The organism is Luteimonas aestuarii, assembly GCF_004357985.1.
In the GTDB taxonomy this organism is placed as follows: Bacteria; Pseudomonadota; Gammaproteobacteria; order Xanthomonadales; family Xanthomonadaceae; genus Luteimonas; species Luteimonas aestuarii.
On sequence record NZ_SMTF01000006.1, the window covers coordinates 120228 to 142753 of the forward strand.

General features: G+C 68.8%; 14 protein-coding genes. 12 read left to right on the top strand and 2 right to left on the bottom strand.

Going from position 1 to position 22526, the window contains the following annotated elements:
* The first annotated feature begins 89 nt into the window (after window positions 1–89).
* From E2F46_RS09870 to E2F46_RS09905, 8 genes are all read left to right on the top strand, one after another.
* Complete coding sequence (locus E2F46_RS09870; RefSeq protein WP_133321923.1) at window positions 90–3263, top strand: efflux RND transporter permease subunit; 3174 nt, start codon at window positions 90–92, stop codon at window positions 3261–3263.
* Between the two features lie 61 nt (window positions 3264–3324).
* Window positions 3325–4074: an SDR family oxidoreductase gene (locus E2F46_RS09875; RefSeq protein WP_133321924.1), complete on the top strand. Its 750-nt coding sequence runs from the start codon at window positions 3325–3327 to the stop codon at window positions 4072–4074.
* Window positions 4068–5534 (top strand): efflux transporter outer membrane subunit, encoded by a 1467-nt coding sequence (locus E2F46_RS09880; RefSeq protein WP_133321925.1) that lies wholly within the window; start codon window positions 4068–4070, stop codon window positions 5532–5534. The genes E2F46_RS09875 and E2F46_RS09880 overlap by 7 nt, the downstream gene beginning before the upstream one ends.
* 148 nt (window positions 5535–5682) lie before the next feature.
* A complete protein-coding gene (gene folE / locus E2F46_RS09885; protein ID WP_133321926.1) occupies window positions 5683–6318 on the top strand; it encodes a GTP cyclohydrolase I FolE in 636 nt (211 codons plus the stop codon).
* Complete coding sequence (locus E2F46_RS09890; RefSeq protein ID WP_133321927.1) at window positions 6318–6704, top strand: YchJ family protein; 387 nt, start codon at window positions 6318–6320, stop codon at window positions 6702–6704. The genes folE and E2F46_RS09890 overlap by 1 nt, the downstream gene beginning before the upstream one ends.
* 179 nt (window positions 6705–6883) lie before the next feature.
* Window positions 6884–8155, top strand: coding sequence for a lytic murein transglycosylase (locus tag E2F46_RS09895; RefSeq protein ID WP_133321928.1), 1272 nt, complete (start codon window positions 6884–6886; stop codon window positions 8153–8155).
* A gap of 65 nt (window positions 8156–8220) precedes the next feature.
* Complete coding sequence (locus tag E2F46_RS09900) at window positions 8221–9471, top strand: TCR/Tet family MFS transporter (protein WP_133321929.1); 1251 nt, start codon at window positions 8221–8223, stop codon at window positions 9469–9471.
* Between the two features lie 223 nt (window positions 9472–9694).
* Complete coding sequence (locus E2F46_RS09905) at window positions 9695–11356, top strand: serine hydrolase domain-containing protein (protein ID WP_133321930.1); 1662 nt, start codon at window positions 9695–9697, stop codon at window positions 11354–11356.
* Between the two features lie 56 nt (window positions 11357–11412).
* Here the strand turns inward: E2F46_RS09905 and E2F46_RS09910 are convergent, their stop codons facing one another.
* Complete coding sequence (locus E2F46_RS09910) at window positions 11413–11796, bottom strand: I78 family peptidase inhibitor (RefSeq protein WP_133321931.1); 384 nt, start codon at window positions 11794–11796, stop codon at window positions 11413–11415.
* 125 nt (window positions 11797–11921) lie between these two features.
* Between E2F46_RS09910 and E2F46_RS09915 the strand changes: the two genes are divergently transcribed.
* Both E2F46_RS09915 and E2F46_RS09920 read left to right on the top strand, forming a co-directional pair.
* Window positions 11922–13574: a M28 family metallopeptidase gene (locus E2F46_RS09915; RefSeq protein ID WP_133321995.1), complete on the top strand. Its 1653-nt coding sequence runs from the start codon at window positions 11922–11924 to the stop codon at window positions 13572–13574.
* Window positions 13575–13640: 66 nt separating this feature from the next.
* A complete protein-coding gene (locus E2F46_RS09920) occupies window positions 13641–15326 on the top strand; it encodes a serine hydrolase (protein WP_165967427.1) in 1686 nt (561 codons plus the stop codon).
* Between the two features lie 739 nt (window positions 15327–16065).
* Here E2F46_RS09920 and E2F46_RS09925 read toward each other — a convergent pair.
* Window positions 16066–19773, bottom strand: coding sequence for an indolepyruvate ferredoxin oxidoreductase family protein (locus E2F46_RS09925; RefSeq protein WP_133321933.1), 3708 nt, complete (start codon window positions 19771–19773; stop codon window positions 16066–16068).
* Window positions 19774–19960: 187 nt separating this feature from the next.
* Between E2F46_RS09925 and E2F46_RS09930 the strand changes: the two genes are divergently transcribed.
* Both E2F46_RS09930 and E2F46_RS09935 read left to right on the top strand, forming a co-directional pair.
* The gene (locus tag E2F46_RS09930; protein WP_165967428.1) at window positions 19961–21805 is read left to right on the top strand and encodes a putative bifunctional diguanylate cyclase/phosphodiesterase; all 1845 of its coding nucleotides are present in this window, start codon (window positions 19961–19963) and stop codon (window positions 21803–21805) included.
* Window positions 21806–21873: 68 nt separating this feature from the next.
* A complete protein-coding gene (locus tag E2F46_RS09935; protein ID WP_133321935.1) occupies window positions 21874–22518 on the top strand; it encodes a tetratricopeptide repeat protein in 645 nt (214 codons plus the stop codon).
* Window positions 22519–22526: the final 8 nt, after the last annotated feature.

The window sequence follows — 22526 nt, forward strand, 5'->3', positions numbered from 1 at the left end:
AAGGTCGCCGGGCCGGAACCTTTTCCGTTCACCTCGTGCGCACGTGCGCACGGGACCGCCGCCGACGTGCCGCGCACAGGACCAATGCCATGGGCTTCTCGAAATTCTTCATCGACCGGCCGATCTTCGCCGCCGTGCTGTCGATCGTCATCTTCGCCGCCGGCCTGCTGGCGATCCCGAACCTGCCGGTCAGCGAATACCCCGACGTGGTGCCACCGGCGGTGGTGGTGCGCACGGTGTATCCGGGCGCCAACCCCAAGGTGATCGCCGAGACCGTGGCCACGCCGCTGGAGGAAGCAATCAACGGCGTCGAGGACATGATGTACGTCAAGTCCGTGGCCGGCTCCGACGGCGTACTGCAGCTCACCGTCACCTTCCGCCCCGGCACGGATCCCGACGAGGCCGCGGTGAAGGTGCAGAACCGGGTGGCGCAAGCGCAGGCGCGCCTGCCCGAGGACGTGCGCCGCCAGGGCGTGACCGTGCAGAAGCAGTCGCCGGTATTCCTGATGGTGGTGCACCTGACCTCGGAGGATGGCAACCACGACTCGCTGTACCTGCGCAACTACATGCGCCTGCACGTCAGGGACGAACTGGCGAAGATCCCCGGCGTGGGCGATGCGCAGCAGTTCGGTGGCGGCGACTACGCGATGCGGCTGTGGCTGGACCCGGACAAGGTGGCTTCGCGCGGCATGACCGCCGGTGACGTGCTGCGCGCGGTACGCGAGCAGAACGTGCAGGTGTCGGCCGGCCAGCTGGGCGCCGAACCGATGGCCAACGGCAGCGACTTCCTGCTGCCGATCAATGCGCGCGGGCGGCTGGAGTCGGTCGAGGAGTTCGGCGACATCGTGCTCAAGGCCGGCAGCGACGGCGAGATCGTGCGCCTGGCCGACGTGGCCCGCATCGAACTCGCCGCCGGCGACTACACCCTGCGTTCGCGGCTGGACGGCAAGAACGCCTCGGCCATCGGCATCTTCCAGGCGCCCGGCGCGAACGCGCTGGAGATCCGCGATGCGGTGGTGGCGAAGATGGACGAGATCCGCCCGTCGCTGCCACCTGGGGTGGAGATCCAGTCGATCTACGACACCACCATCTTCGTGCGCGACTCGATCAACTCGGTCATCGTCACCCTGCTCGAAGCGGTACTGCTGGTGGTGCTGGTGGTGATCCTGTTCCTGCAGACCTGGCGCGCGTCGATCATCCCGCTGCTGGCGGTGCCGGTGTCCATCGTCGGCACGTTCGCGGTGTTGCACCTGCTGGGCTTCTCGATCAACACGTTGACCCTGTTCGGGCTGGTGCTTGCGATCGGAATCGTCGTGGACGACGCCATCGTGGTGGTGGAGAACGTCGAGCGCCACATCGAGAACGGCGCGCAGCCGCTGGACGCCGCGCACCTGGCGATGAAGGAAGTGTCCGGCCCGATCATCGCGATCACGCTGGTGCTGTGCGCGGTATTCGTGCCGATGGCCTTCCTCGACGGCGTGACCGGCGAGTTCTACAAGCAGTTCGCGGTGGCGATCGCGATCTCGGTCGCGATCTCTGGCCTGAACTCGCTGACCCTGTCGCCGGCCCTGGCCGGGCGCCTGCTGCGCGCGCACGACGCACCGAAGGACAGGCTGACGCGCGGCATCGATCGCGCGTTCGGCTGGGTGTTCCGTCCGTTCAACCGCTTCTTCAAGCGCAGCTCGGACCGCTACCACGGCAGCGTCGGCCGCATCCTCGGCCGGCGTGGCGCGGTGTTCGCGGTGTATGCCGGGCTGCTGCTAGCCACCGGGGTGATGTTCAACACGGTGCCGGCGGGCTTCATCCCGGTGCAGGACAAGCAGTACATCATCGCCGGCGTGAAGATGCCCGAAGGTGCCTCGATCGAGCGCACCGACACGGTGCTCAAGCGCATGGCCGACATCGCGTTGGACGTCGAAGGCGTGGCCCACGAGGTCGCGTTCCCGGGCCTGAACCCGCTGCAGTTCACCAACACGCCCAACCACGGCGTGGTGTTCTTCACCCTCACCCCCTTCGGCGAGCGCTCGCGCAGCGCGGAGGACATCACCGCCGAGTTGAACCAGAAGTTCGCGTCGATCCAGGAAGGCTTCACCTTCGCCTTCATGCCGCCGCCGATCCAGGGCCTGGGCAACGGCTCGGGCTGGTCGCTGTTCGTCGAGGACCGCACGCGGCTGGGTTACGGCGAACTGCAGAACGCGGTGCAGGCGTTCCAGGGCGCCGCGGCGCAGACGCCCGGCCTCGGGTTCCCGATCAGCAGCTACCAGGCCAACGTGCCGCAGCTCGACGCCGAGGTGGATCGGGTCAAGGCCAAGGCGCAGGGCGTGCCGCTGACCGAGCTGTTCGACACGCTGCAGACCTATCTCGGCTCGGCCTACGTCAACGACTTCAACATGTTCGGCCGCACCTGGCAGGTGATCGCGCAGGCCGACGGCCAGTTCCGCGACGAGGTCGGCGACATCGCCAACCTGCGCACGCGCAACGACCGCGGCGAGATGGTGCCGATCGGTTCGATGGTGGACATCCGCGAGACCTATGGCCCCGATCCGGTGATCCGCTTCAACGGCTATCCCGCGGCCGACCTGCTGGGCGACGCCGATCCGCGCGTGTTGTCGTCGGGCGAGGCGATGGCCGCGGTGACTGCGCTTGCCGAACAAGTGCTGCCGCCTGGCATGGGCATCGGCTGGACCGACCTCAGCTACCAGCAGGCGACGCAGGGCAGCGCCGCGTACATCGTGTTCCCGCTGGCGGTATTGCTGGCGTTCCTGGTGCTGGCGGCGCTGTACGAAAGCTGGACGCTGCCGCTGGCGGTGATCCTGATCGTGCCGATGACCCTGCTGGCGGCGCTGTTCGGCGTGTGGCTGGCGGGGGGCGACAACAACGTGTTCGTGCAGGTGGGCCTGGTGGTGCTGATGGGCCTGGCGTGCAAGAACGCCATCCTGATCGTGGAGTTCGCGCGCGAACTGGAGTTGCAGGGCAAGGGCATCGTCGAGGCCGCGTTGGAAGCCTGCCGCCTTCGCCTGCGCCCGATCGTCATGACATCCATCGCCTTCTGTGCCGGCGTGGTGCCGCTGATGCTGTCCTCCGGTGCCGGTGCCGAGGTGCGCGCGGCGACCGGCGTGACGGTGTTCGCCGGCATGGTCGGCGTGACCGCCTTCGGCCTGTTCCTGACCCCGGTGTTCTACGTCGCGCTGCGCAAGCTGGCCAACCGGCCGTTGGTCTCCCACGCGCCTGCGCACGCTGCGCCCGCGACGGTGCATGCCTGAGTCGCCAGCACACCGCTCATCGGATCCATCCTTCATTCCCGCGCCACGCAAGGACAACGACATGAACACACCATCACGCATCGCCCTGGTCACCGGCGCCACCCGCGGCATCGGCTTCGAGACCGTGAAGCAGCTCGCCGAAGCGGGCGTACATGCGCTACTGGCCGGCCGCAACCGCGAGCGCGCGGTCGACGCCGCCCTGAAGCTGCAGGTACTGGGCCTGCCGGTCGAAGCAATCACGCTGGACGTCACCGACGCCGACAGCATCGCCACCGCGGCGAAGGAGATCGAGCAGCGCCACGGCAGGCTGGACATCCTGGTCAACAATGCCGGCATCGTCATCGACGATGCGCAGAAGGGCGTGTCCGGACAGTCGCTGGACACCTGGCGCAAGACCTTCGACACCAACGTGTTCGGGCTGATCGCCACCACGCAGGCCCTGTTGCCGCTGCTGCGCAAGTCGCAGGCAGGGCGCATCGTCAACGTCTCCAGTTTGCTGGGCTCGTTGTCAGAACACCAGAACCCGGAGTCCTTCATCTACGGGATCAAGGGCGTGCCGTCGTACAACGTCTCCAAGAGCGCGGTCAACGCATGGACGATCCACCTGGCGCACGAGCTCAGGGACAGCGGGATCAAGGTCAACACCATCCACCCGGGCTACGTGAAGACCGACATGAACAAGGCCGGCGACGAACAGAACGGGGAGCTGGAAGTTGCCGACGGTGCGCGCACCAGCGTACGACTGGCGCTGGTCGCCGACGATGGCCCGACCGGCGGCTACTTCTACTTCGACCAGGTGTTGCCATGGTGATGCGCCTCGCGACTACGCTGCTGGCCAGCGCGCTGCTCACGGCATGTGCGGTCGGACCCGACCACGTACGGCCATCGATGGCGGTGCCGGAGGCGTTCGGGTCCATGCCGGCAATCGCCGGGGCCGATGCGGCGCATTCGTTCGACGATGCCTTCCTCGACGGCCTGGGCGATCCTCAGCTGGCACACCTGGTGCACGACGCATTGCGTGCCAACCACGACCTGCGCATCGCGTTGTCGCGGTACGACCGCGCCAATGCCTTGCTGCGCGGCGCGCGGTTCGATGCGCTGCCGACCATCACCGCGCAGGGCGAGGCGGCCGACGTGCGCAGCAGCGCGTCGCAGGCACCGGGCGTGTCACGCGACGGGCGCGATGGCGAGCAGTGGAGCGCCGGGATCTCCGCGGGCTGGGAGCTGGACCTGTTCGGTCGCGTGCGCCGCGGCATCGAAGCCGGGCGTGCCGATGCCGAGGCGACTGCCGCCGACCTGCGCGCGATGCAGGTGGTGATCGCCGGCGAGGTGGCGATCACCTACGCCGAACTGCGTGGCACGCAGGAACGCCTGCGGGTGGCGCGCGCCAACCGCGACAACCAGCAGGCCACGCACGACCTTGTGCAGGCACGGCTGGATGGCGGCATCGGCACCGAGTTCGACACCGCACGCGTGCGTGCGCAGCTGCAAGCCACAGCGGCGCGAATCCCCGCGCTGGAGGCGCAGGAAGCGATGGCGATGCACCGGCTCGCGGTGCTGGGCGGGCGCGCGCCACGCGCGCTGGTCGAGGAGCTTTCCGGGCAGAGGCCGTTGCCGGCGCTGCCGTCGCGGATCGATGCCGGCACGCCCGGCGACCTGCTGCGCGCGCGTCCCGACGTCGCCGCTGCCGAAGCACGGCTGCATGCCGCGACCGCGCGGATAGGCATTGCCACGGCCGACCTGTTCCCGCGCTTCACCCTGGGAGGGCTGATCGGCAGCCAGGCGATCGACGGCAGCGCCCTGTTCGAGCGCGACAGCGAGACCCGCATCATCGCACTGGGCATCGACTGGTCGTTCCTCGACGTCGGTCGCGTGCGCGCCCGGATCGCCGCCGCGGACGCCGATGCCGAAGGCGAGCTGGCCCGCTACCGGCGGAGCGTGCTGCTGGCGCTGGAGGACACCGAGAATGCGCTGGTGCGCCACGCCAGGACGCGGGCCGAGGATGCGCACCTCGAACGTGCCGCGATCGATGGCGAAACCGCCGCGCGACTGGCGCGTGTGCGTTTCGAGGCGGGTGCGTCCGGCCTGCTCGAAGTGCTCGACGCCGAACGCACCCAGCTGCAGGCGCAGGATGCGTTCGCCGAGGCGCGTACCCGCAGCGTCGTGTCGGCGGTGGCGCTGTACCGGGCATTGGCCGGCGGCTGGCCCGGCCTGTCGCCTGATCGCGAGCGGCTGGCGGAGGCAATTGGTGCCCGGATGCACCTACGATAGCGCCGGATCGGCGTGTTCGCGCCATGGAGGCGGGCTTGTGGGCGAGCGGGCAGCGTGACGGCTGCATCCGCTCGCCCGGCATCTGCGTAGGACGCAGCGTTCGCCAATCGCGGCGTGGCGCAATCGACCAGGCCGGCGTCGCGATACCATGTCCACCCTTCGATCCCGAGGCCCGCCCGTGAGCAAACACGACGACACCCGCAACGGCGTGCCCCGCGACCAGGCGGAGGAAGCGGTGCGCACGCTGCTGCGCTGGGCGGGCGAAGACCCGGCCCGCGAAGGCCTGCTCGACACGCCCAAGCGCGTGGCCAATGCCTATGGCGAATGGTTCAGCGGCTACGCGCTGGATCCCGATGAGTACCTGGCGCGCACATTCGAGGAAGTCGCCGGCTACGACGAGATGATCGTGCTGCGCGACATCGAGTTCGAAAGCCACTGCGAACACCACATGGCACCGATCATCGGCCGCGTGCACGTGGGCTACCTGCCGAAGGGCAAGGTGGTGGGCATCAGCAAGCTGGCACGGGTGGTCGAGGCATATTCCAAGCGCTTCCAGGTACAGGAAAAGATGACCGCGCAGATCGCCGGCTGCATCCAGCGCGCGCTGGCACCGCATGGCGTGGGCGTGGTGGTGGATGGCGCGCACGAATGCATGACCACGCGCGGCGTGCACAAGCGCGGCGTGAGCATGATCACCTCGACGATGCTCGGCAGCTTCCGCGAGGACGCCCGCACACGCGCCGAGTTCCTGCGCTTCATCGAGGCGGGCGGCGGCCGGCGTTGATGGCGGATACGTGCCCCTGCGGCACGGGACGCGGTTACGCGGCGTGTTGCGGGCCGTTGCATGAGGGCTCGCCTGCACCGGATGCCGAAGCGCTGATGCGCTCGCGCTACAGCGCCTACGTGCTTGAGGATGCGGCTTACCTGCTGCGCAGCTGGCATGCATCGACGCGACCGGCCGACTTGTCTTTCGACGAACCGCCGGCGCGCAAGCCGGCCTGGCTGAAGCTGGAAGTGAAGTCGCACGCGGCAACCGGCGAGGACACGGCCGAGGTGATCTTTGTCGCCCGCTACCGCATCGGCGGCGGCAGCGTGGTGCGCATGCGCGAGCACAGCCGCTTCGTGCGCGAGGGTGGGCGCTGGTTCTATCTCGATGCCGTGGTTGATTGAGCCATCCGGGGCCAGATCGCTGTTCGGACAACGAAAGCTTCCGAAGCCATGCATCTCCGTCATCCCGGCTTGCGCCCGGATGACGGCTGAACGACACGGACAAGGCTGCGTCGGGATTCAAGCGGCATGACGGGGCCGCGGGCTATGCTCCACGCATCGCCACCACGCCTGCCCGTCGCATGACCCGCCTTCGCTTCTGCCTACCGCTGCTGCTCGTCGCACCCGTCCTGCAGGCGTACGCGCAGGCGACGCCGGTGTCGGCCCCCGATCCGGAATACGACGCCTGCATGGTGCGGATGAAGGCGCAGGCGGCGTCGCGCGGCGTGCCGGCGGCCAGCTTCGACCGCTTCATGGCGGACGTCACCGCAGATCGCAGCGTGCTGGACCTGCTCAATGCGCAGCCCGAGTTCACCACGCCGATCTGGGATTACCTGGCCGGGCTGGTCGACGACGAGCGCGTGGCGGATGGCCGGACGATGCTGGACACGCATCGCGAATTGCTGGCGCGCGTGGAACGCGAATACGGCGTCGACCCCGCCACGGTGGTGGCGGTGTGGGGCGTGGAAAGCGACTTTGGCCGCATCTCCGGCCGGCGCCCGCTGCTGCAGTCGCTGTCCACGCTGTCGTGCTTCGGTCGGCGCCAGGAATTCTTCCGCGGCGAGTTCATCGCCACGCTGAAGCTGTTGCACGATGGCGACCTGCGCGACCCCGGCATCACCGGGTCGTGGGCCGGCGCGTTCGGGCATACCCAGTTCATGCCGACCACGTATGCGCGCATCGCGGTGGACTTCGACGGCGATGGCCGCCGCGACCTGGTGACCAGCATCCCGGATTCGCTGGCTTCGACGGCCAATTACCTCAAGCGCAGCGGCTGGCAGACCGGCCGTCCCTGGGGGCACGAGGTGAAGCTGCCCGCGAACTTCGACACGTCGCTGGCCGGGCGCACGAACCGCCGGCCGCTGTCGGACTGGGTGGCGCGCGGCGTGACCCGCGTCGATGGCACGCCGCTGACGGCCTCCGACACGCGCTCTGCACTCATCCTCCCGGCTGGACGCACCGGCCCGGCGTTCGTGGTGTTCCGCAACTACGACGCGATCTACAGCTACAACGCCGCCGAAAGCTATGCACTGGCCATCGCCACGCTGGCCGACCGGTTGCGTGGTGGCAGTGGCCTGGCCATGCCTTGGCCGACCGACGATCCCGGGCTGTCGCGTGCGCAGCGTCGCGAGCTGCAGACCCTGCTGCTTGCGCATGGCCATGACATCGGCGTGGTGGATGGCATGATCGGGACCAATACGCGCCGTGCGATCCGCGACGAGCAGCAGCGGCTGGGGTTGTCGCCTGCCGATGGCCGCGCCGGGCAGAAGATCCTCGAGGCCTTGCGCGCGCTGCCGCCCGGGAAGCCGGACTTCGTTACACCGCCGTCGTCCGGGGCGCCAACACCGCGTTGACCCCAGGCCGCGCGGCGCGGGTTCCCGCATAATCCGCGCCTTCGTGCCGCCGCACCGGACGCGCCATGCCTGCTCCACCCGCCCACACGCCACGCAAGGCCGCGCTGGCCTTCATCTTCCTCGTCGTGCTGATCGACGTGCTGGCGTTCGGACTGATCATCCCGGTGCTGCCGCACCTGGTGGAGGAGTTCACCGGCAGCGCCGCTGGTGCCGCGCTGTGGATCGGCATCTTCGGCACGGTCTTCGCCACCATCCAGTTCGCCAGCGCGCCGATCCAGGGCGCGCTGGCGGACCGGTACGGGCGGCGTCCGGTGATCCTGCTGTCCTGCCTCGGGCTGGGCCTGGACTTCATCATCATGGCGCTGGCACCGACGCTGTGGTGGTTGTTGCTGGCGCGCGTGTTCTCGGGCGTGTTCTCGGCCAGTTTCTCCACCGCCAATGCCTATGTCGCCGACATCACCCCGCCCGAGCAGCGTGCGAAGCGCTATGGCCTGATCGGCGCCACATTCGGCGTGGGATTCATCATCGGTCCGGTGATTGGCGGTTGGCTGGGCGGGATCGACCTGCGGCTGCCGTTCTGGTTCGCGGCGGGACTGGCGCTGCTGAACTTCTGCTATGGCCTGTTCGTGCTGCCCGAATCGCTGCCGCCGGAGAAGCGTGCGCGCCGTTTCGACTGGACCTCGGCACGGCCGCACGCCTCGCTGCTGTTCCTGCGCCGCTACCCGGCGATCTGGGGACTGGCGGCGGTGGTGTTCATCGCCAACCTCGCGCATTACGTGTATCCCAGCGTGTTCGTGCTGTTCGCCGACGTGCGCTACGGCTGGGGGCCGCGCGAGGCGAGCTGGGTGCTGGCGCTGGTGGGCGTGTGCAGCGTGATCGTCAACGTGCTGGTGATCGGCCGCGTGGTGAAGGCGGTTGGCGAGCGTCGTGCGCTGCTGTTGGGCCTGTCGTGCGGCGTGGTGGGGTTCGTCGTCTATGCGTTCGCGTCCGAGGGCTGGATCTTCCTGCTCGGCTTGCCGATCAGCGCGCTGTGGGCGTTGGCGGCACCAGCCACGCAGGCCTTGATCACCCGGCAGGTGGACGTGGACATGCAGGGCCGCGTGCAGGGCGCGTTGATGAGCCTGGTCTCGGTGGCCGGCATCATCGCCCCGATCAGCTTCGCCAGCGTCTTCGGCTTGTTCATCAGCGATCGCGCGCCGGTGGCGTTCCCGGGCGCGCCGTGGATGCTGGCGGCGGTGCTGCTGGCGCTGGCGGTGTTGATCGCCTGGCGCCATGCGCGCCCGGCGCCGGTGGCGGAGGTTGCGGCGCAGCCTTGAGCGAGGGGTCGCGGACCGAGGTGCGGGGGTAGGGGCATCCATCGCCAACTTCCTTCCCGTGGCAAGGCCGTGCGCCGGCCATGACGTATTGCGTGCAGGACAAGCGTGGCGCGGATGCAGCAGGAACAAGGAACGTCGCAGTGCGGACACATGACTGACGCCACATGGGCCAGTGCCCGCGGCCGGGAAGAATGCGCCGTTTTCGCCCAACGGGAACCCTGCCATGCGCCGCCTCCTCGTCCTGGTGCTGCTACCCATGCTGCTGTGCGGTGTGGCGCGCGCGGCCTCGCCTGCCGCGGCGGAAGTCGCCGAGTTCTCGCGGCAAGCGATGGCCAGGCACTGTGTGCCGACGGGCCCGGGACTGGCGGTGCTGGTCGCGCGGGGCGATGAGCTGCTGTTTCGGGGCGCCTGCGGCCTTGCGGACGTGGCGAGCGGCGCGCCATTGACGCCGGACCATGTCTTCCGGGTGGCGTCGGTGACCAAGCAGTTCACGGCCGCGGGTGTGCTGAAGCTGGTGGATGAGGGGCGGCTGTCGCTGGACGACCCATTGTCGAAGTACTTGCCCGCCTTCCCCGACGCAGGCGGCATCACGGTCGGGATGTTGCTCAACCACACCGCGGGCGTTCGCAATGCAGCGATCATGCCCGCGGCCGATGCCGGCACGCAGGGCATGGTCGATGCCATCGGCAATGCAGGCGTCGATTTCCCGCCCGGGCAGGGCTACCGTTACAGCAACGCCGGCTACGTACTGGCCGGTGCAGTGATCGAACGCGTGACCGGCATGGCATGGGATGCCTACCTGCACCAGGCGTTCTTCGCGCCGCTTGGCATGACGCGGACTCGCGGTGGGCACGACGTGGGCGTGGGCGATCGAACCGGCGAGGTCACGGGGCATGTGATCCAACAGGGGGCCTGGTCGCATGCCCGGCAGATGGACATGCGGCTACCGCATGCGGCGGGCGCGCTGGTGTCGACGCTGGACGACCTGTGGGCCTGGAACCGGGCATTGCATGCCGGAACAGTGCTGTCGGCGCAGTCACATGGCGCCATGGCGACCCCGCGCGGCAAGGCCGCCGATGGGAACTACGGTTACGGAATCGCGGTCGGCACGCTGCGCGGTTCGCGCGTGTTCCGCCACAACGGCGGCATTTCCGGTGCAAGCGCCTACCTCGCCTACCTGCCCGAACACGACCTGACGGTTGCCGTGCTGTCCAATGCCGATGCACTGCAGCCTGAGGTGGTGCGTAACGGATACCTCGCCAACCTTCTCGCGGCCCACGCCATCGGCAAGCCCTATCCGTCCCGTGACGCCATCCATGTCGATCCGGAATCGTTGCGCCAGTACGAGGGGGTCTACCGCACCGACGCCGCGACCGCCCGGGTGTTGCGCGTTGTCGAAGGCCGGTTGACGTCGCAGCGGATCCCCGGGGGACAGCCCGTCGCCCTGGAGCCGGTGGCGCGCGACGCGTTCGCCCTCGAGGCGGCGTTTTCACGCATGGTGTTCGAACGTGACGCCGCCGGTGCGGTCGTCGCGATGCAGTTCCTTTCCGACGACGAAGCGCAGCCCGAACGCATCGAGCGCAGCGACGAGCCGCTGCCGTCAGTCCGGCAGGAAGTACGCGTTCCGGTGGAAGCGCTGCAGCGGATCGCTGGCGAATACGTCTACCGTTCGATGACGCTGGTGGTCTCGGTGGACGACGGTACGCCGCGCGTCCGCTTCAACAACCAGCAGCAGCCGATCGAACTCGTGCCGCAGTCGCCGTCACTGTTCTCGCTGAAGGTCGTCGATGCAACGCTGGAATTCACGCCGGACGGGGACATCGCACGGAAGGCGATCCTGCGCATGGGGCCCGCCGTCAATGAGTACGTGCGCCGTGAGCAGTGACGCCTGCATCCCGGAAGGCGAATGGATGCCACCTTCCGGAACGCTGGTTGCGCGAATCAGCCGCAGCGGACGGATTCGATCACGCCGTCGGCATCGAGCATGATGTTCAGGCGGTCTTCGCGATAGTCCATCGTCGCGGCGTCACCGGGCGACAGCACGCGCACGCTTGCGGCACCGCTGTCGATGCGCGCCTGCTCGGTCACGGCATCGGACGAGGCTTGCCCGACCAGCGACTGCACGGCGTCGGCATTGCAGGTGCCCATGGCCGGTGGCATGTCGGTCGCGACGGGATCGACCGGGGCTGGTGCGGCATCGGCCGGGGCCGGTGCAGTCGTGTCCGGCGTCGCGGCGGTACCGGCGTCATCGCGCGCGCAGCCAACGACCGTGAGTGACAGCAAGGTGGCCAGGCCGGCGGCAAGGGCGTTTCGGGTGAGGGACATGTGGTGTCTCCGGTTTGGGGTGGGCGCACGATAGCGCGGCGCGCACGACGCCGGATGTGAAGGCGCACGCAGTCGGGGTAGGCTTTGCATTCGACCTAGCCGACAGGATCGCCATGCCCGCCACCATGCGCATCGCCCGCGTGTCCCTTGCCCTGTGCCTGTTGCCGCTGGTGGCTGCCGCGGATGACATCCCCGGCGGTGGCATCGATGCCGACCGCCTCGCGACGCACCTGCGCATCCTCGCATCGGACGAATTCGAAGGCCGCGCGCCGACCACGCCCGGCGAGGACAAGACCGTCGCCTACATCAGCGAACAGTTCGCCGCCGCCGGCCTGCAGCCGGCGGGCGACGACGGCGGCTGGATGCAGCAGGTCACGCTGTCGCGCAGCACGCTGACCGGGCCGGTGGAGGCCACGCTGCAGGCCGGCGGCACCACGCGCCCGCTGGCCAACAGCGACGACATCGCGGTCGAGAGCCTGCATCCCGACCCCCGCGTCGACCTGCGCGACGTGCCGCTGGTGTTCGCCGGCTATGGCGTGACCGCGCCCGAACTGGACTGGGACGACTACGCCGGGCTGGACGTGCGCGGCAAGATCGTCGTGGTGCTGGTCAACGATCCCGACTTTGAAACCGACAGCGGCAGGTTCGGTGGCAAGGCGATGACCTACTACGGTCGCTGGACCTACAAGTACGAGGAAGCCGCGCGCCGCGGCGCGGCCGGCGTGCTGATCGTGCACGAGACCGTGCCCGCCGCCTATCCGTGGGCCACGGTGCGCAATGGCCGCAACGGGCCGCAGTACGACATCGTGCGTGCCGATGCCGCGACCCACCACCTGCCGATGCGCGGCTGGATGCAGCGTGAAGTCGCCGAGCGCCTGTTCGCCGACGTGGGCATGGACTTCGATGCCGCCAAACTCGCCGCGCAGCAGCAGGGGTTCCGCGGCAGCGCACTCGGCGGCGCCACGTTGTCGATCGCGTTCGGCGTGGTCCACGATCGCGTGACCACGCGCAACGTCGCCGGCGTGCTGCCGGGTGCTGCGCAGGCCGACGAGACGGTGATCCTGTCCGGCCACTGGGACAGCTTCGGCATCACCCCGAATGCCGACGAGCGCGGCGACAACATCATCAACGGCGCGGTCGACAACGCCACCGCCATCGCATCGCTGATCGAGCTTGCGCGCGTGTTCGCCGCCGGCGAGCCGCCCGCGCGCAGCCTGCTGTTCCTGGCCCTGACCGCCGAGGAGAACGGCCTGTTGGGCGCGAAGTACTACGCCGCCAACCCGCTACGCCCGCTGGAGACGACGGCGGCGGTGCTGAACATGGAGATGTGGAGCCCGGACGGACCGACGCACGACATCTCGTCGTGGGGCATGGGCAAGGTCTCGCTGGAAGGCAGCCTGGTGGCCGCCGCGGCGCACGACGGCCGCACGTACTCGCCCGACCCCAACCTCGAAGCCGGCCTGTTCTACCGCGCCGACCATTTCGCCTTCGCGCAGGCGGGCGTGCCCGCGATCACCATCGGCCCCGGCGTGGACCAGCTGGACGGCGGCATCGCCGGAGGACAGGCGGCGCGCGCGGCGTATTTCGAACGGTGCTACCACCAGCCCTGCGACGAATTCAGCCACGACTGGGACATGCGCGGCCCCACACAGGACACGCAGACCGTGTACCGGCTGGCGGCCGACATAGCCAACCGCCGCGACTGGCCGACCTGGGACGCCGACAGCGAGTTCGCGGCCGAGCGCGCGAAGTCGGCGAAGCACCGTCCGGCACCGTGACCGATGGCCGGCGCGCGCGGCGTTTGCACCGGGCAGGCTGTCATCACGTCAATCGAGGGGAATGCCATGCGCACCAGATGCCTGTTGCTAGCCGTACCGCTGTTCGCGCTGGCCACCGCGCTCCACGCCGCGCCCCCGTCGAAGCAGCAGGTCGAACGCGACGCGGCGCGCGCGCTGGCGGCCAATTGCCAGGCCGATGCGCCGGGCATGGCGGTGCTGGTCGCGCGTGGCGACGAAGTGCTGTACCGCGGCGCGTGTGGCCTCGCCAGCCTGGAGCTGGGCGTGCCGCTGTCGCCGGGCCACGTGTTCCGGCTGGCCTCGGTGACCAAGCAGTTCGCGGCTGCGGGTCTGTTGAAGCTGGTCGATGAAGGCAAGGTGTCGCTGGACGATCCGCTGTCGAAGTACGTGCCGGGTTATCCCAACGGCGATGCGATCCCCGTGCGCACGCTGCTCGACCATACCTCGGGCATCCGCAGCTACACCGCCATCCCGGAGATCATGGCCGGCGGCGGCATCATGAAGGACCTGACCACCGCCGAACTGATCGACAGCTTCAAGGACGCCGAAGCCGACTTCGCGCCCGGCGCCGACTACCGCTACAACAACTCCGCCTATGTGCTGGTGGGTGCGGTGATCGAGGCGGCCAGCGGAAAGACGTGGGATGCGTACCTGCGCGAGACCTTCTTCGCGCCGCTGGGCATGACCCACACGCGCGGCGGGCAGGATGGCGCGGATGGCGTGCTGGAAGGCTACGTACCCGGCTACACCCGCAAGGGCGAACGCTGGGCACCCGCGCGCTACCTCAGCATGACCCAGCCACACGCGGCCGGCGCGCTGGTGTCGACCGTCGACGACCTGCTGAAATGGAACCGCGCGCTGCACGAGGGCAAGCTGTTGTCGGAAGACAGCTATCGCGCCATGGTCACGCCCGGGGGCAAGGCGGCGGACAACGACTATGGCTACGGCATCATGACCGGGACCTTGCGCGGCGAGCCGGTGCTTCAGCACGGCGGCGGCATCTTCGGCTTCAGCACCTACCTGCTGTACCTGCCGGGCAGCGACACCACGGTCGCGGTGCTCTACAACGCCGATGCCGGCCGCCCGGGCATGCTCGGCAGCGGTCGCATCGCGCAGTTGCTGGCTGCGCAGGCGGTCGGCAAGCCGTATCCCGACAAGACTGCGATCGATCTCGACGAAGCGACGCTGAAGCAGTATGAAGGGGTCTATCGCATCGACGCCGAGGCCACGCGCGTGCTGCGCGTGGCCAACGGCAGGCTCACTTCGCAGCGCGTCCCCGGTGGGCAGCAGCTCGTACTGGTCCCGGTGGCAAAGGACGTGTTCCTGTTCGAGGAGGGCTTCTCGCGCATGGCGTTCGAGCGCGATGCCGACGGCGCGGTGGCCGCGATGCGCTTCTTCCCGGAAGACGAAGGCGAGGGCGAGGTGGTACCGCGCACCGACGAACCGTTGCCGTCCGGACGCGTTGAAGTGCAGTTGCCGCGCGAGGTGCTGGAGCGCCTTGTCGGCGAATACGCCTACCAGTCGATGGTGATGACGGTGTTCCTCGATGGCGACACGCTGAAGGCACAGCTCAGCGGGCAGCCGGCCTTCGAGATCTTCGCCGAGTCGCCGTCGAAGTTCTTCCTCAAGGTGGTGGAGGCGACCCTGGAATTCGCGCCGGAGGGGGAGATTCCCGACACGGTCACGCTGCGCCAGGGCGGGGCGGTGATCGAGTACAGGCGCAAGGCGGAGTGATGTAGACGCCTGCCGGCGAGAAGCGACACGAAGTGACCGTGCCGTGCAGGCGAGGCTGGCTTGACGGCTCGGAAGGATCAACGGCCCTCGCCTTCGATGGGGGTCCTTCATTCCGGCCGTTGCGGGTCTGGTCAAAGAAGAGCATTCCGGCCATGAACGGGCGGGTTCATTTCCTTTTGCTGCCCACTGCATGCAAGACGTGCATGCGAACGGCGAACCCGTCCCGAAGGGTGGGTGCCGCAGGCGCGAGTCAAAAGAAACGAACCAAAGAAAAAGGGCCTCCCCCGACGGAGCCGACGATTGGGCGGAGCGTGCGCGGGGGCTTTCCGACTCGCCATCCATGGCTCGGTCGGAGAACGCCGCGCATCCTGTGCGGCGCCCTACGGGTCTGGCGAGTACGGGGGCGTTCTGGCGAAGCAACAATCGCTCTTGATCTTCGTTTCGCCATCATCGATGTCTGCCGTTTTTCGACCAGGACAGGGATGTCCTGTCGAAAAATCCCGTCGAGCCTGGCCCGAAGCGTTGGCTCCGTCGGGGAAAGGCATTTCTTTTGGTTACTTTCCTTGACCGGCTTCGCCGTTCGCTTCGCAGTGGGCAAGCAAAGAAGGTAACCCGCCCGTTCACGGGCGGAATGCTCTAGCTTCTCACCAGTTCCACCGTTTGCTTTGCGTGGGCAGGCAAAGAAAAGAGCCCTGCCGAAGTCGGATGCATCTGCTCCACGCTCCAAGTTCCGCCAGAATCAGGCTGCCTGCACGATGCGCAGCGGGTTGTCCCACTCCTTCAGCAGTTCCGTCTCGCGTGCCTTGGCCTTGTGCAGGTGCGCTTCCTTGACGTGGCCATAGCCGCGGATCTGCTCCGGGATGCTCGCGATCTCGACGGCGAGGCCGACGTTGCCGCCATCCAGGCCGTCGAGCAGGCCGCCGATGGTGCGCTGGTAATCGTCGATCAGCTTGCGCTCGGACCTGCGCTCGGCGGTGTAGCCGAACACATCCAGCGCGGTACCGCGCAACACGCGCAGCTTCGCCAGTACCTTGAAGGCGGTGAATACCCACGGGCCGAACTCGCGCTTGACCAGCTCGCCCTTGTCGTTCCTTTTCGCCAGCAGTGGCGGCGCGAGGTGGAAGTGCAGCTTGTAGTCGCCTTCGAACTGCTGTTCCACGCGACGCTGGAACTCGCCGCTGGTGTACAGGCGCGCCACCTCGTACTCGTCCTTGTAGGCCATCAGCTTGAAGAAGTAGCGGGCCACCGCTTCGGACAGATCGGTGCTGCCGGGGGCCTTGCTGCGTTCGGCCTCGCGCACCTTCGTCACGAAATCCGAGTAGCGCTTGGCATAGGACGCACCCTGGTACTCGGTGAGGAAATCGAAGCGGCGCGACACGACTTCATCCAGCGAACGCGACAGGCGCAGGTCGTCCAGCGGCAGGAACGCGAAGCCGTCGGTGCCGGCATGCGCGGGCACGTGGCGCAGCTCGTCTTCGGCGCGCAGCGGCTTGGGCGCGGCGGTGGCGCCCCACTCGGTGCTTTCCCATTCGCCCGGGGGCAGCACCGGCAGTTCGCGTGGCGCACTTTCGGCGGCGGTCGGCATGTTGCGCACGATGCCGGCGGCCTCGTACACCGCTTCCGGGTCGATCGCCGCCAGCCGGCCCCACGCGAATGCGGTCTTGTTCATCTCCACCGCGGCGCCATTGAGCTCCACGGCGCGCATCAGCGAGTCGAACGACAGCGGCACCAGCCCGCGTTGCCAGGCGTAGCCGAGCATGAAGAGGTTGGACGCGATGGCGTCGCCCATCAGTGCGGTCGCAAGCTTCGTTGCGTCGATCTGCAGCGGCGGCTGGCCGCCGAGCGCCTGCGAGATCGCCTGCACGATGTCGGCCGCCGGGAACTGCATGTCCGGGCGCGTGGTGAACGTGCCGGGCATCGCCTCGTAGGTGTTGATGACCACCTGCGAACGGCCGGCGCGCACCTTCGACAGCGCCCAGTAGTCGTTCACCACCACCATGTCGCAGCCGAGCACCAGGTCGGCCTCGCCGGCGGCGATGCGCACCGCGTGGATGTCGTCGGGTGTCTTCGCGATGCGGATGTGGGTGGTGACCGCGCCCCCCTTCTGCGCGAGACCCGTCTGGTCGAGCACGGTCGAGCCGCGGCCTTCCAGGTGCCCGGCCATGCCCAGCAGCGCGCCAATGGTGACCACGCCGGTGCCGCCGACGCCGGTGATCAGGATGTTCCAGGGCTGCGACAGGTCGCTCTCGAAGCGCGGCTTCGGCAGGCTGGCGAGGCGATCGGCCGCGGCCACCTTGTTGCCCTTGCGCGGCTTGCCGCCGTGCACGGTGACGAAGCTGGGGCAGAAGCCTTCGACGCAGGAATAATCCTTGTTGCAATTGCTCTGGTCGATCTCGCGCTTGCGCCCGAACTCGGTGTCCTTGGGCAGCACCGACACGCAGAACGACTTCTTGCCGCAGTCGCCGCAGCCTTCGCAGACCAGGGTGTTCACGAACACGCGCTTTTGCGGATCGACCATCTTGCCGCGCTTGCGGCGGCGGCGTTTCTCGGTGGCGCAGGTCTGGTCATAGATCAGCACGCTCACGCCCTTGACCTCGCGCAGTCGCTTCTGCGCCGCGTCGAGTTCGCGACGGTCGAGGAACTCGACGCCGGACGGGAAGATCGTGGCATCGCTCCACTTTTCGATGTCGTCCGACAGCAGCACGATGGTCTGCACGCCTTCGCTGCGGACCTGGTGCGCGATCTGCGGCACGCTGAGGGTGCCATCGACCGGTTGGCCGCCGGTCATCGCGACGGCATCGTTGTAGAGGATCTTGTAGGTGATGTTGACGCCGGCCGCGACCGACTGGCGGATCGCCAGCGAACCACTGTGGAAATAGGTGCCGTCGCCGAGGTTCTGGAACACGTGCGGGGTGTCGGTGAACGCCGCCTGCCCGCACCAGGTCACGCCTTCCCCGCCCATCTGGGTGAAGGTGTCGGTGTCGCGGTCCATCCACGTGACCATGTAGTGGCAGCCGATGCCGGCCAACGCGCGCGAGCCTTCCGGCACCTTGGTCGAGGTGTTGTGCGGGCAGCCCGAGCAGTAGTGCGGCACGCGCGGGAACTGCGCGCGGGGCAGCGCCAGTTCGCCTTCCTTCTGCTCCATCCAGCGCAGCACGTCGCGGATGTGCGCGGTGTCGCGGCTGCCTTCCGGGATGAACTGCTGCAGGCGGCGCGCGATCACGCCGGCGATGGTGGCGGGCGTGAGCTCGCCGGTGCTGGGCAGGATCCAGTGTCCTTCCTCGTCGTACTTGCCGACGATGGACGGACGGTCGCCGTCGAAGTTGTAGAACAGCTCCTTCATCTGGCTCTCGATGAAGGCGTGCTTCTCCTCCACCACCAGGATGTCGCGCAGCCCGCGCGCGAACGCGCGGATGCCCATCGGCTCCAGCGGCCAGGTCATGCCGACCTTGTAGACGCGGATGCCCAGCTCGCGGCAGCGCCCGGCATCCAGGCCGAGGTACTCCAGCGCCTGCAGCACGTCGAGGTAGCTCTTGCCGGTGGTGACGATGCCGAAGCGCGCGTCCGGCGCGTCCAGCACCCTGCGGTCGAGGCGGTTCGCGCGCGCGAACGCCTGCGCCGCCTTCACCGCATAGCGATGCAGGCGCATCTCCTGGTCCATCGGCGGGTCGGGCCAGCGGATGTTGAGGCCGCCGGCCGGCAGTTCGAAGTCTTCCGGCAGCGCGATCTGCAGTGCCAGCGGGTTCACGTCCACCGACGCGGAGGATTCCACCGTCTCGGCGATGGTCTTGAAGCCGACCCAGCGCCCGGTGAAGCGCGACATCGCCCAGCCCACCAGGCCCATGTCGAGGATGTCCTGCACCCCGGCCGGATTGAGGATCGGCATCAGCGCGCTGGTGAACTCGCCCTCGCTGCCGTGCGGCAGGGTGGAGCTGCGGCAGGCGTGGTCGTCGGCGGCCAGCGCCAGCACGCCGCCGTGCTTCGAGGTGCCCGCGGCATTGCCGTGCTTGAACACGTCGCCGCAACGGTCCACGCCCGGGCCCTTGCCGTACCACATCGAATACACGCCATCGACCCTGGCGCCCGGGAACAGGTTGGCCTGCTGCGTGCCCCAGACCATGGTGGCGCCGAGGTCTTCGTTGAGGCCGGGCTGGAACTTCACGCCCGCGGCTTCCAGGTGCTTGCGCGCGCGCCACAGCTCCAGGTCGAAGCCGCCCAGCGGCGAGCCGCGGTAGCCGGAGATGAAGCCGCCGGTGTTCAATCCCGCCGCCTGGTCGCGCAGCCGCTGCATCAGCGGCAGCCGCACCAGTGCCTGCACGCCGGACAGGTAGATGCGGCCCTCGGTGCGGGTGTACTTGTGGTCGAGCGTGTAGTCCGGATCGCTCACGCCGTGGGTCAGCGCGGTGTTGGCGGAGGCGGGCGAGGAGAGTTCGGCGGTACTGGTCATGGCGGGGTCTTCGGCTTGCGCGCGCGGCGCTGGCGGGCCCCGTGGCGGCGGCCGAACGTCGTTCGAATCGGTGCGAAATTGTAGCAGCGGCCCCCGACGACCCGGTTTGCACCGGCCCGGGGACCGGCGTACAAAGGGCGTTCGCTGTCGGCGTGGGAGACGCGCGGCGCATCCGGAGAGCCAGGGCATGTCGGCAAGGCAGGCGGGCGAACGGCAGGAACACGGCGCCTGGGCGCGCCGGCACAACCATGCGCTGGTGTCGCTGGCGCGACGGGTCTGGCAGGACGACTGCAGCCTGCAAACCGCGCTGGCGGTGATCTGCGAGACCGCGGCGGACACGCTGGAGGTCGAACGCGTGAACGTGTGGCGGATCGGCGAGGACGCCCACACCCTCGAATGCCTGCACCACTACCAGCGCAGCACGGGCGAGCACGTCCCCAAGCCCGGCGTCGCCCTGCACGTGGGTCCCGGGTATGGCGCATTGCTGGACGAGGTGCGGGTGGTGGACTATGCCGGCGCCGCGCGCTTCGACATCGACGGCGGCCTGTCCGAGTACCTGCGCCGCCATGGCATCGGCTCGATGCTCGACGCGCCGGTGCGCATCGCCGGGGAGCTGGTCGGCGTCGCCTGCCACGAGCACGTCGGCCCGGTGCGCGTGTGGAGCCCGGAGGACCATGCCTTCGCCGGCAGCATCGGCGACTACGTGGCGATGGCCTGCGAGATCGACCGCCGCCGCAACCTCGAAGGGCGCGTGCGCTACCTCGAGCTGCACGACCCGCACACCGACCTGCCCAACCGCGACCACCTGCTGGAAGTGGTGCACTCGGCGCTGCGGCCGATGCACGGCGACGATACCGGCCTGGTCGCGATCCACCTGCACATCGATGCCTCGCCGCACGAAGGCGACGCCGACAACGCGCTGCTGGTGCGCGTGGCCGACTGTCTGCGCGGCGAACTGGGCGAGACCGCCACGCTGGCGCGCGTGCGCGGCGACGCCTTCGCGGTGCTGCCGCACCGCCACCTGCACGAGACCGAAGCGCTCAACCTCGCCGAGCGCTGCATCGCGCTGATCGAGGAAGGCCTGGCGGCGCAGGGCACCCAGACCGTGGTGTCGGCCGGCATCGCGTTCTCGCGCGATCTCGCCGCGCCGTCCGCGGACAACCTGTTGCGCAATGCCGAGACCGCCAGCCATCGCGCGCGCAATGGACGCCACAACCGCTGCGAGGTGTTCGATGCCGAGCACCATCGTGGACTGCTGGCGCGGCTGAAGATCGAACGCGGCCTGCGGGAGGCGTTCGCCGACGGACGCATCCGCCTGCAGTACCAGCCCGAGGTGCGCATCGACGACGGCCGCTGGCTGGCGGCGGAGGCCTTGTTGCGGTGGGTCGACGAAGACGGCGTGATGCACGCCGCCTGCGAGTTCATCGACATTGCCGAGGCCTGCGGTTTGATCGTGCCCTTCGGACGCTGGGTGCTGGTCGAGGCTTGTCGCGAGGCGCGCCGCTGGCCGCAGCACGGCGGCTTCGCGCCGAAGCTGCGGGTGAACCTATCCGCGCGCCAGTTCGAGCAGGCGGGCCTGGTGGACGACGTGGCCCGCGCGCTGACCGAGACCGGCCTGCAGCCGGGCCGCCTGTGCCTGGAGCTGACCGAGACCGCCCTGCTGCCCGACCTTGGCGTCGCGGCGCAGACGCTCGCGCGGCTGCGCGAGCTGGGGGTGAGCATCGCGCTGGACGATTTCGGCGTCGGCTACTCGTCGCTGGCCTACCTCAAGCGCCTGCCGATCGACGTGCTCAAGCTCGACCGCAGCTTCGTCGCGGGGCTGCCGCACGATCCCTACGACCTGGCCATCGTGCAGGCAGTCAGCGGGCTGGCGCGGAAGACCGGCATCGAGATCGTCGCCGAAGGCGTGGAAACCCATGCCCAGGCCGACGCATTGCGGGCCTGCGGGATCGAGCGCGCGCAAGGCTTCCTCTATGCGCGGCCCTGCGATGGCGACGCGCTGTTGCGCGGATTTGCGACGCAGGACGATTGATCCGGCCGGTGCGCCCGGAATCGCGCGGTTACAATCGGTGCGGGAGGCAATGCACAGGGGATCCCGTCATGACTGTTTTCGCCTTGCGCGCGTGCGCGCTTGTGTTGGGCCTGCTACCGCTGCTGGCGGTGGCGCAATCGCCGCTGCCACGGCCTGCCGAGTTCTATTTCGATGAAGACGTGGCCGTCGCGCGCCCCGTTACCGCCGTGGCCGGGACTGACGAGGCCGCCGTCGCCCAGCTGATCCGGCTGATGGAGCGCGGCGGCCGCAATGCCGATCGTGCCGTGGCGCAGCTCGCCCACCTCTCCATGACCAGCGGTCGCGTCGAGAACGGCCATGCGCTCTATGCGCGTGCGCTGGAGATGACCACGCCGCGCGGCCAGCAGCACAACGCGGTGCGGTGGAACTACGGATGGGACCTGTACCGGCTGGGCGACACCGAGGCTGCGCTGGCGCAGTGGACCGAGGCGGGTGCGAACCGCGGCGTGGTGTATCCCGCCTGGGCGCCGCCGACACTGGCGCTGGCGCTCTGGAAACTCGACCGGCGCGACGAGGCGGTGCGCTGGTACGCCGCGGCGGTGCGCACGTATCCCGACCGCTGGTCGAACCCGGCGCAACTGCCGGCGCTGCTGCCAGACTGGACCGACGCCGATCGCGCGACCCTCGCCGAGGTCCTCGCGGCGTGGCGCCAGGATCCACCGGCGTGGCCGTGAGCCTGCCG

Bases quoted from the DNA above. Each gene is read 5' to 3' on its own strand.
- E2F46_RS09895 (WP_133321928.1), top strand. From the start codon at position 6,884: ATGACCCGCCTTCGCTTCTGCCTACCGCTGCTGCTCGTCGCACCCGTC.
- E2F46_RS09910 (WP_133321931.1), bottom strand. From the start codon at position 11,796: ATGTCCCTCACCCGAAACGCCCTTGCCGCCGGCCTGGCCACCTTGCTG.
- E2F46_RS09900 (WP_133321929.1), top strand. From the start codon at position 8,221: ATGCCTGCTCCACCCGCCCACACGCCACGCAAGGCCGCGCTGGCCTTC.
- E2F46_RS09930 (WP_165967428.1), top strand. From the start codon at position 19,961: ATGTCGGCAAGGCAGGCGGGCGAACGGCAGGAACACGGCGCCTGGGCG.
- E2F46_RS09870 (WP_133321923.1), top strand. From the start codon at position 90: ATGGGCTTCTCGAAATTCTTCATCGACCGGCCGATCTTCGCCGCCGTG.
- E2F46_RS09875 (WP_133321924.1), top strand. From the start codon at position 3,325: ATGAACACACCATCACGCATCGCCCTGGTCACCGGCGCCACCCGCGGC.
- folE (WP_133321926.1), top strand. From the start codon at position 5,683: ATGTCCACCCTTCGATCCCGAGGCCCGCCCGTGAGCAAACACGACGAC.
- E2F46_RS09890 (WP_133321927.1), top strand. From the start codon at position 6,318: ATGGCGGATACGTGCCCCTGCGGCACGGGACGCGGTTACGCGGCGTGT.
- E2F46_RS09925 (WP_133321933.1), bottom strand. From the start codon at position 19,773: ATGACCAGTACCGCCGAACTCTCCTCGCCCGCCTCCGCCAACACCGCG.
- E2F46_RS09915 (WP_133321995.1), top strand. From the start codon at position 11,922: ATGCGCATCGCCCGCGTGTCCCTTGCCCTGTGCCTGTTGCCGCTGGTG.
- E2F46_RS09905 (WP_133321930.1), top strand. From the start codon at position 9,695: ATGCGCCGCCTCCTCGTCCTGGTGCTGCTACCCATGCTGCTGTGCGGT.
- E2F46_RS09880 (WP_133321925.1), top strand. From the start codon at position 4,068: ATGGTGATGCGCCTCGCGACTACGCTGCTGGCCAGCGCGCTGCTCACG.
- E2F46_RS09935 (WP_133321935.1), top strand. From the start codon at position 21,874: ATGACTGTTTTCGCCTTGCGCGCGTGCGCGCTTGTGTTGGGCCTGCTA.
- E2F46_RS09920 (WP_165967427.1), top strand. From the start codon at position 13,641: ATGCGCACCAGATGCCTGTTGCTAGCCGTACCGCTGTTCGCGCTGGCC.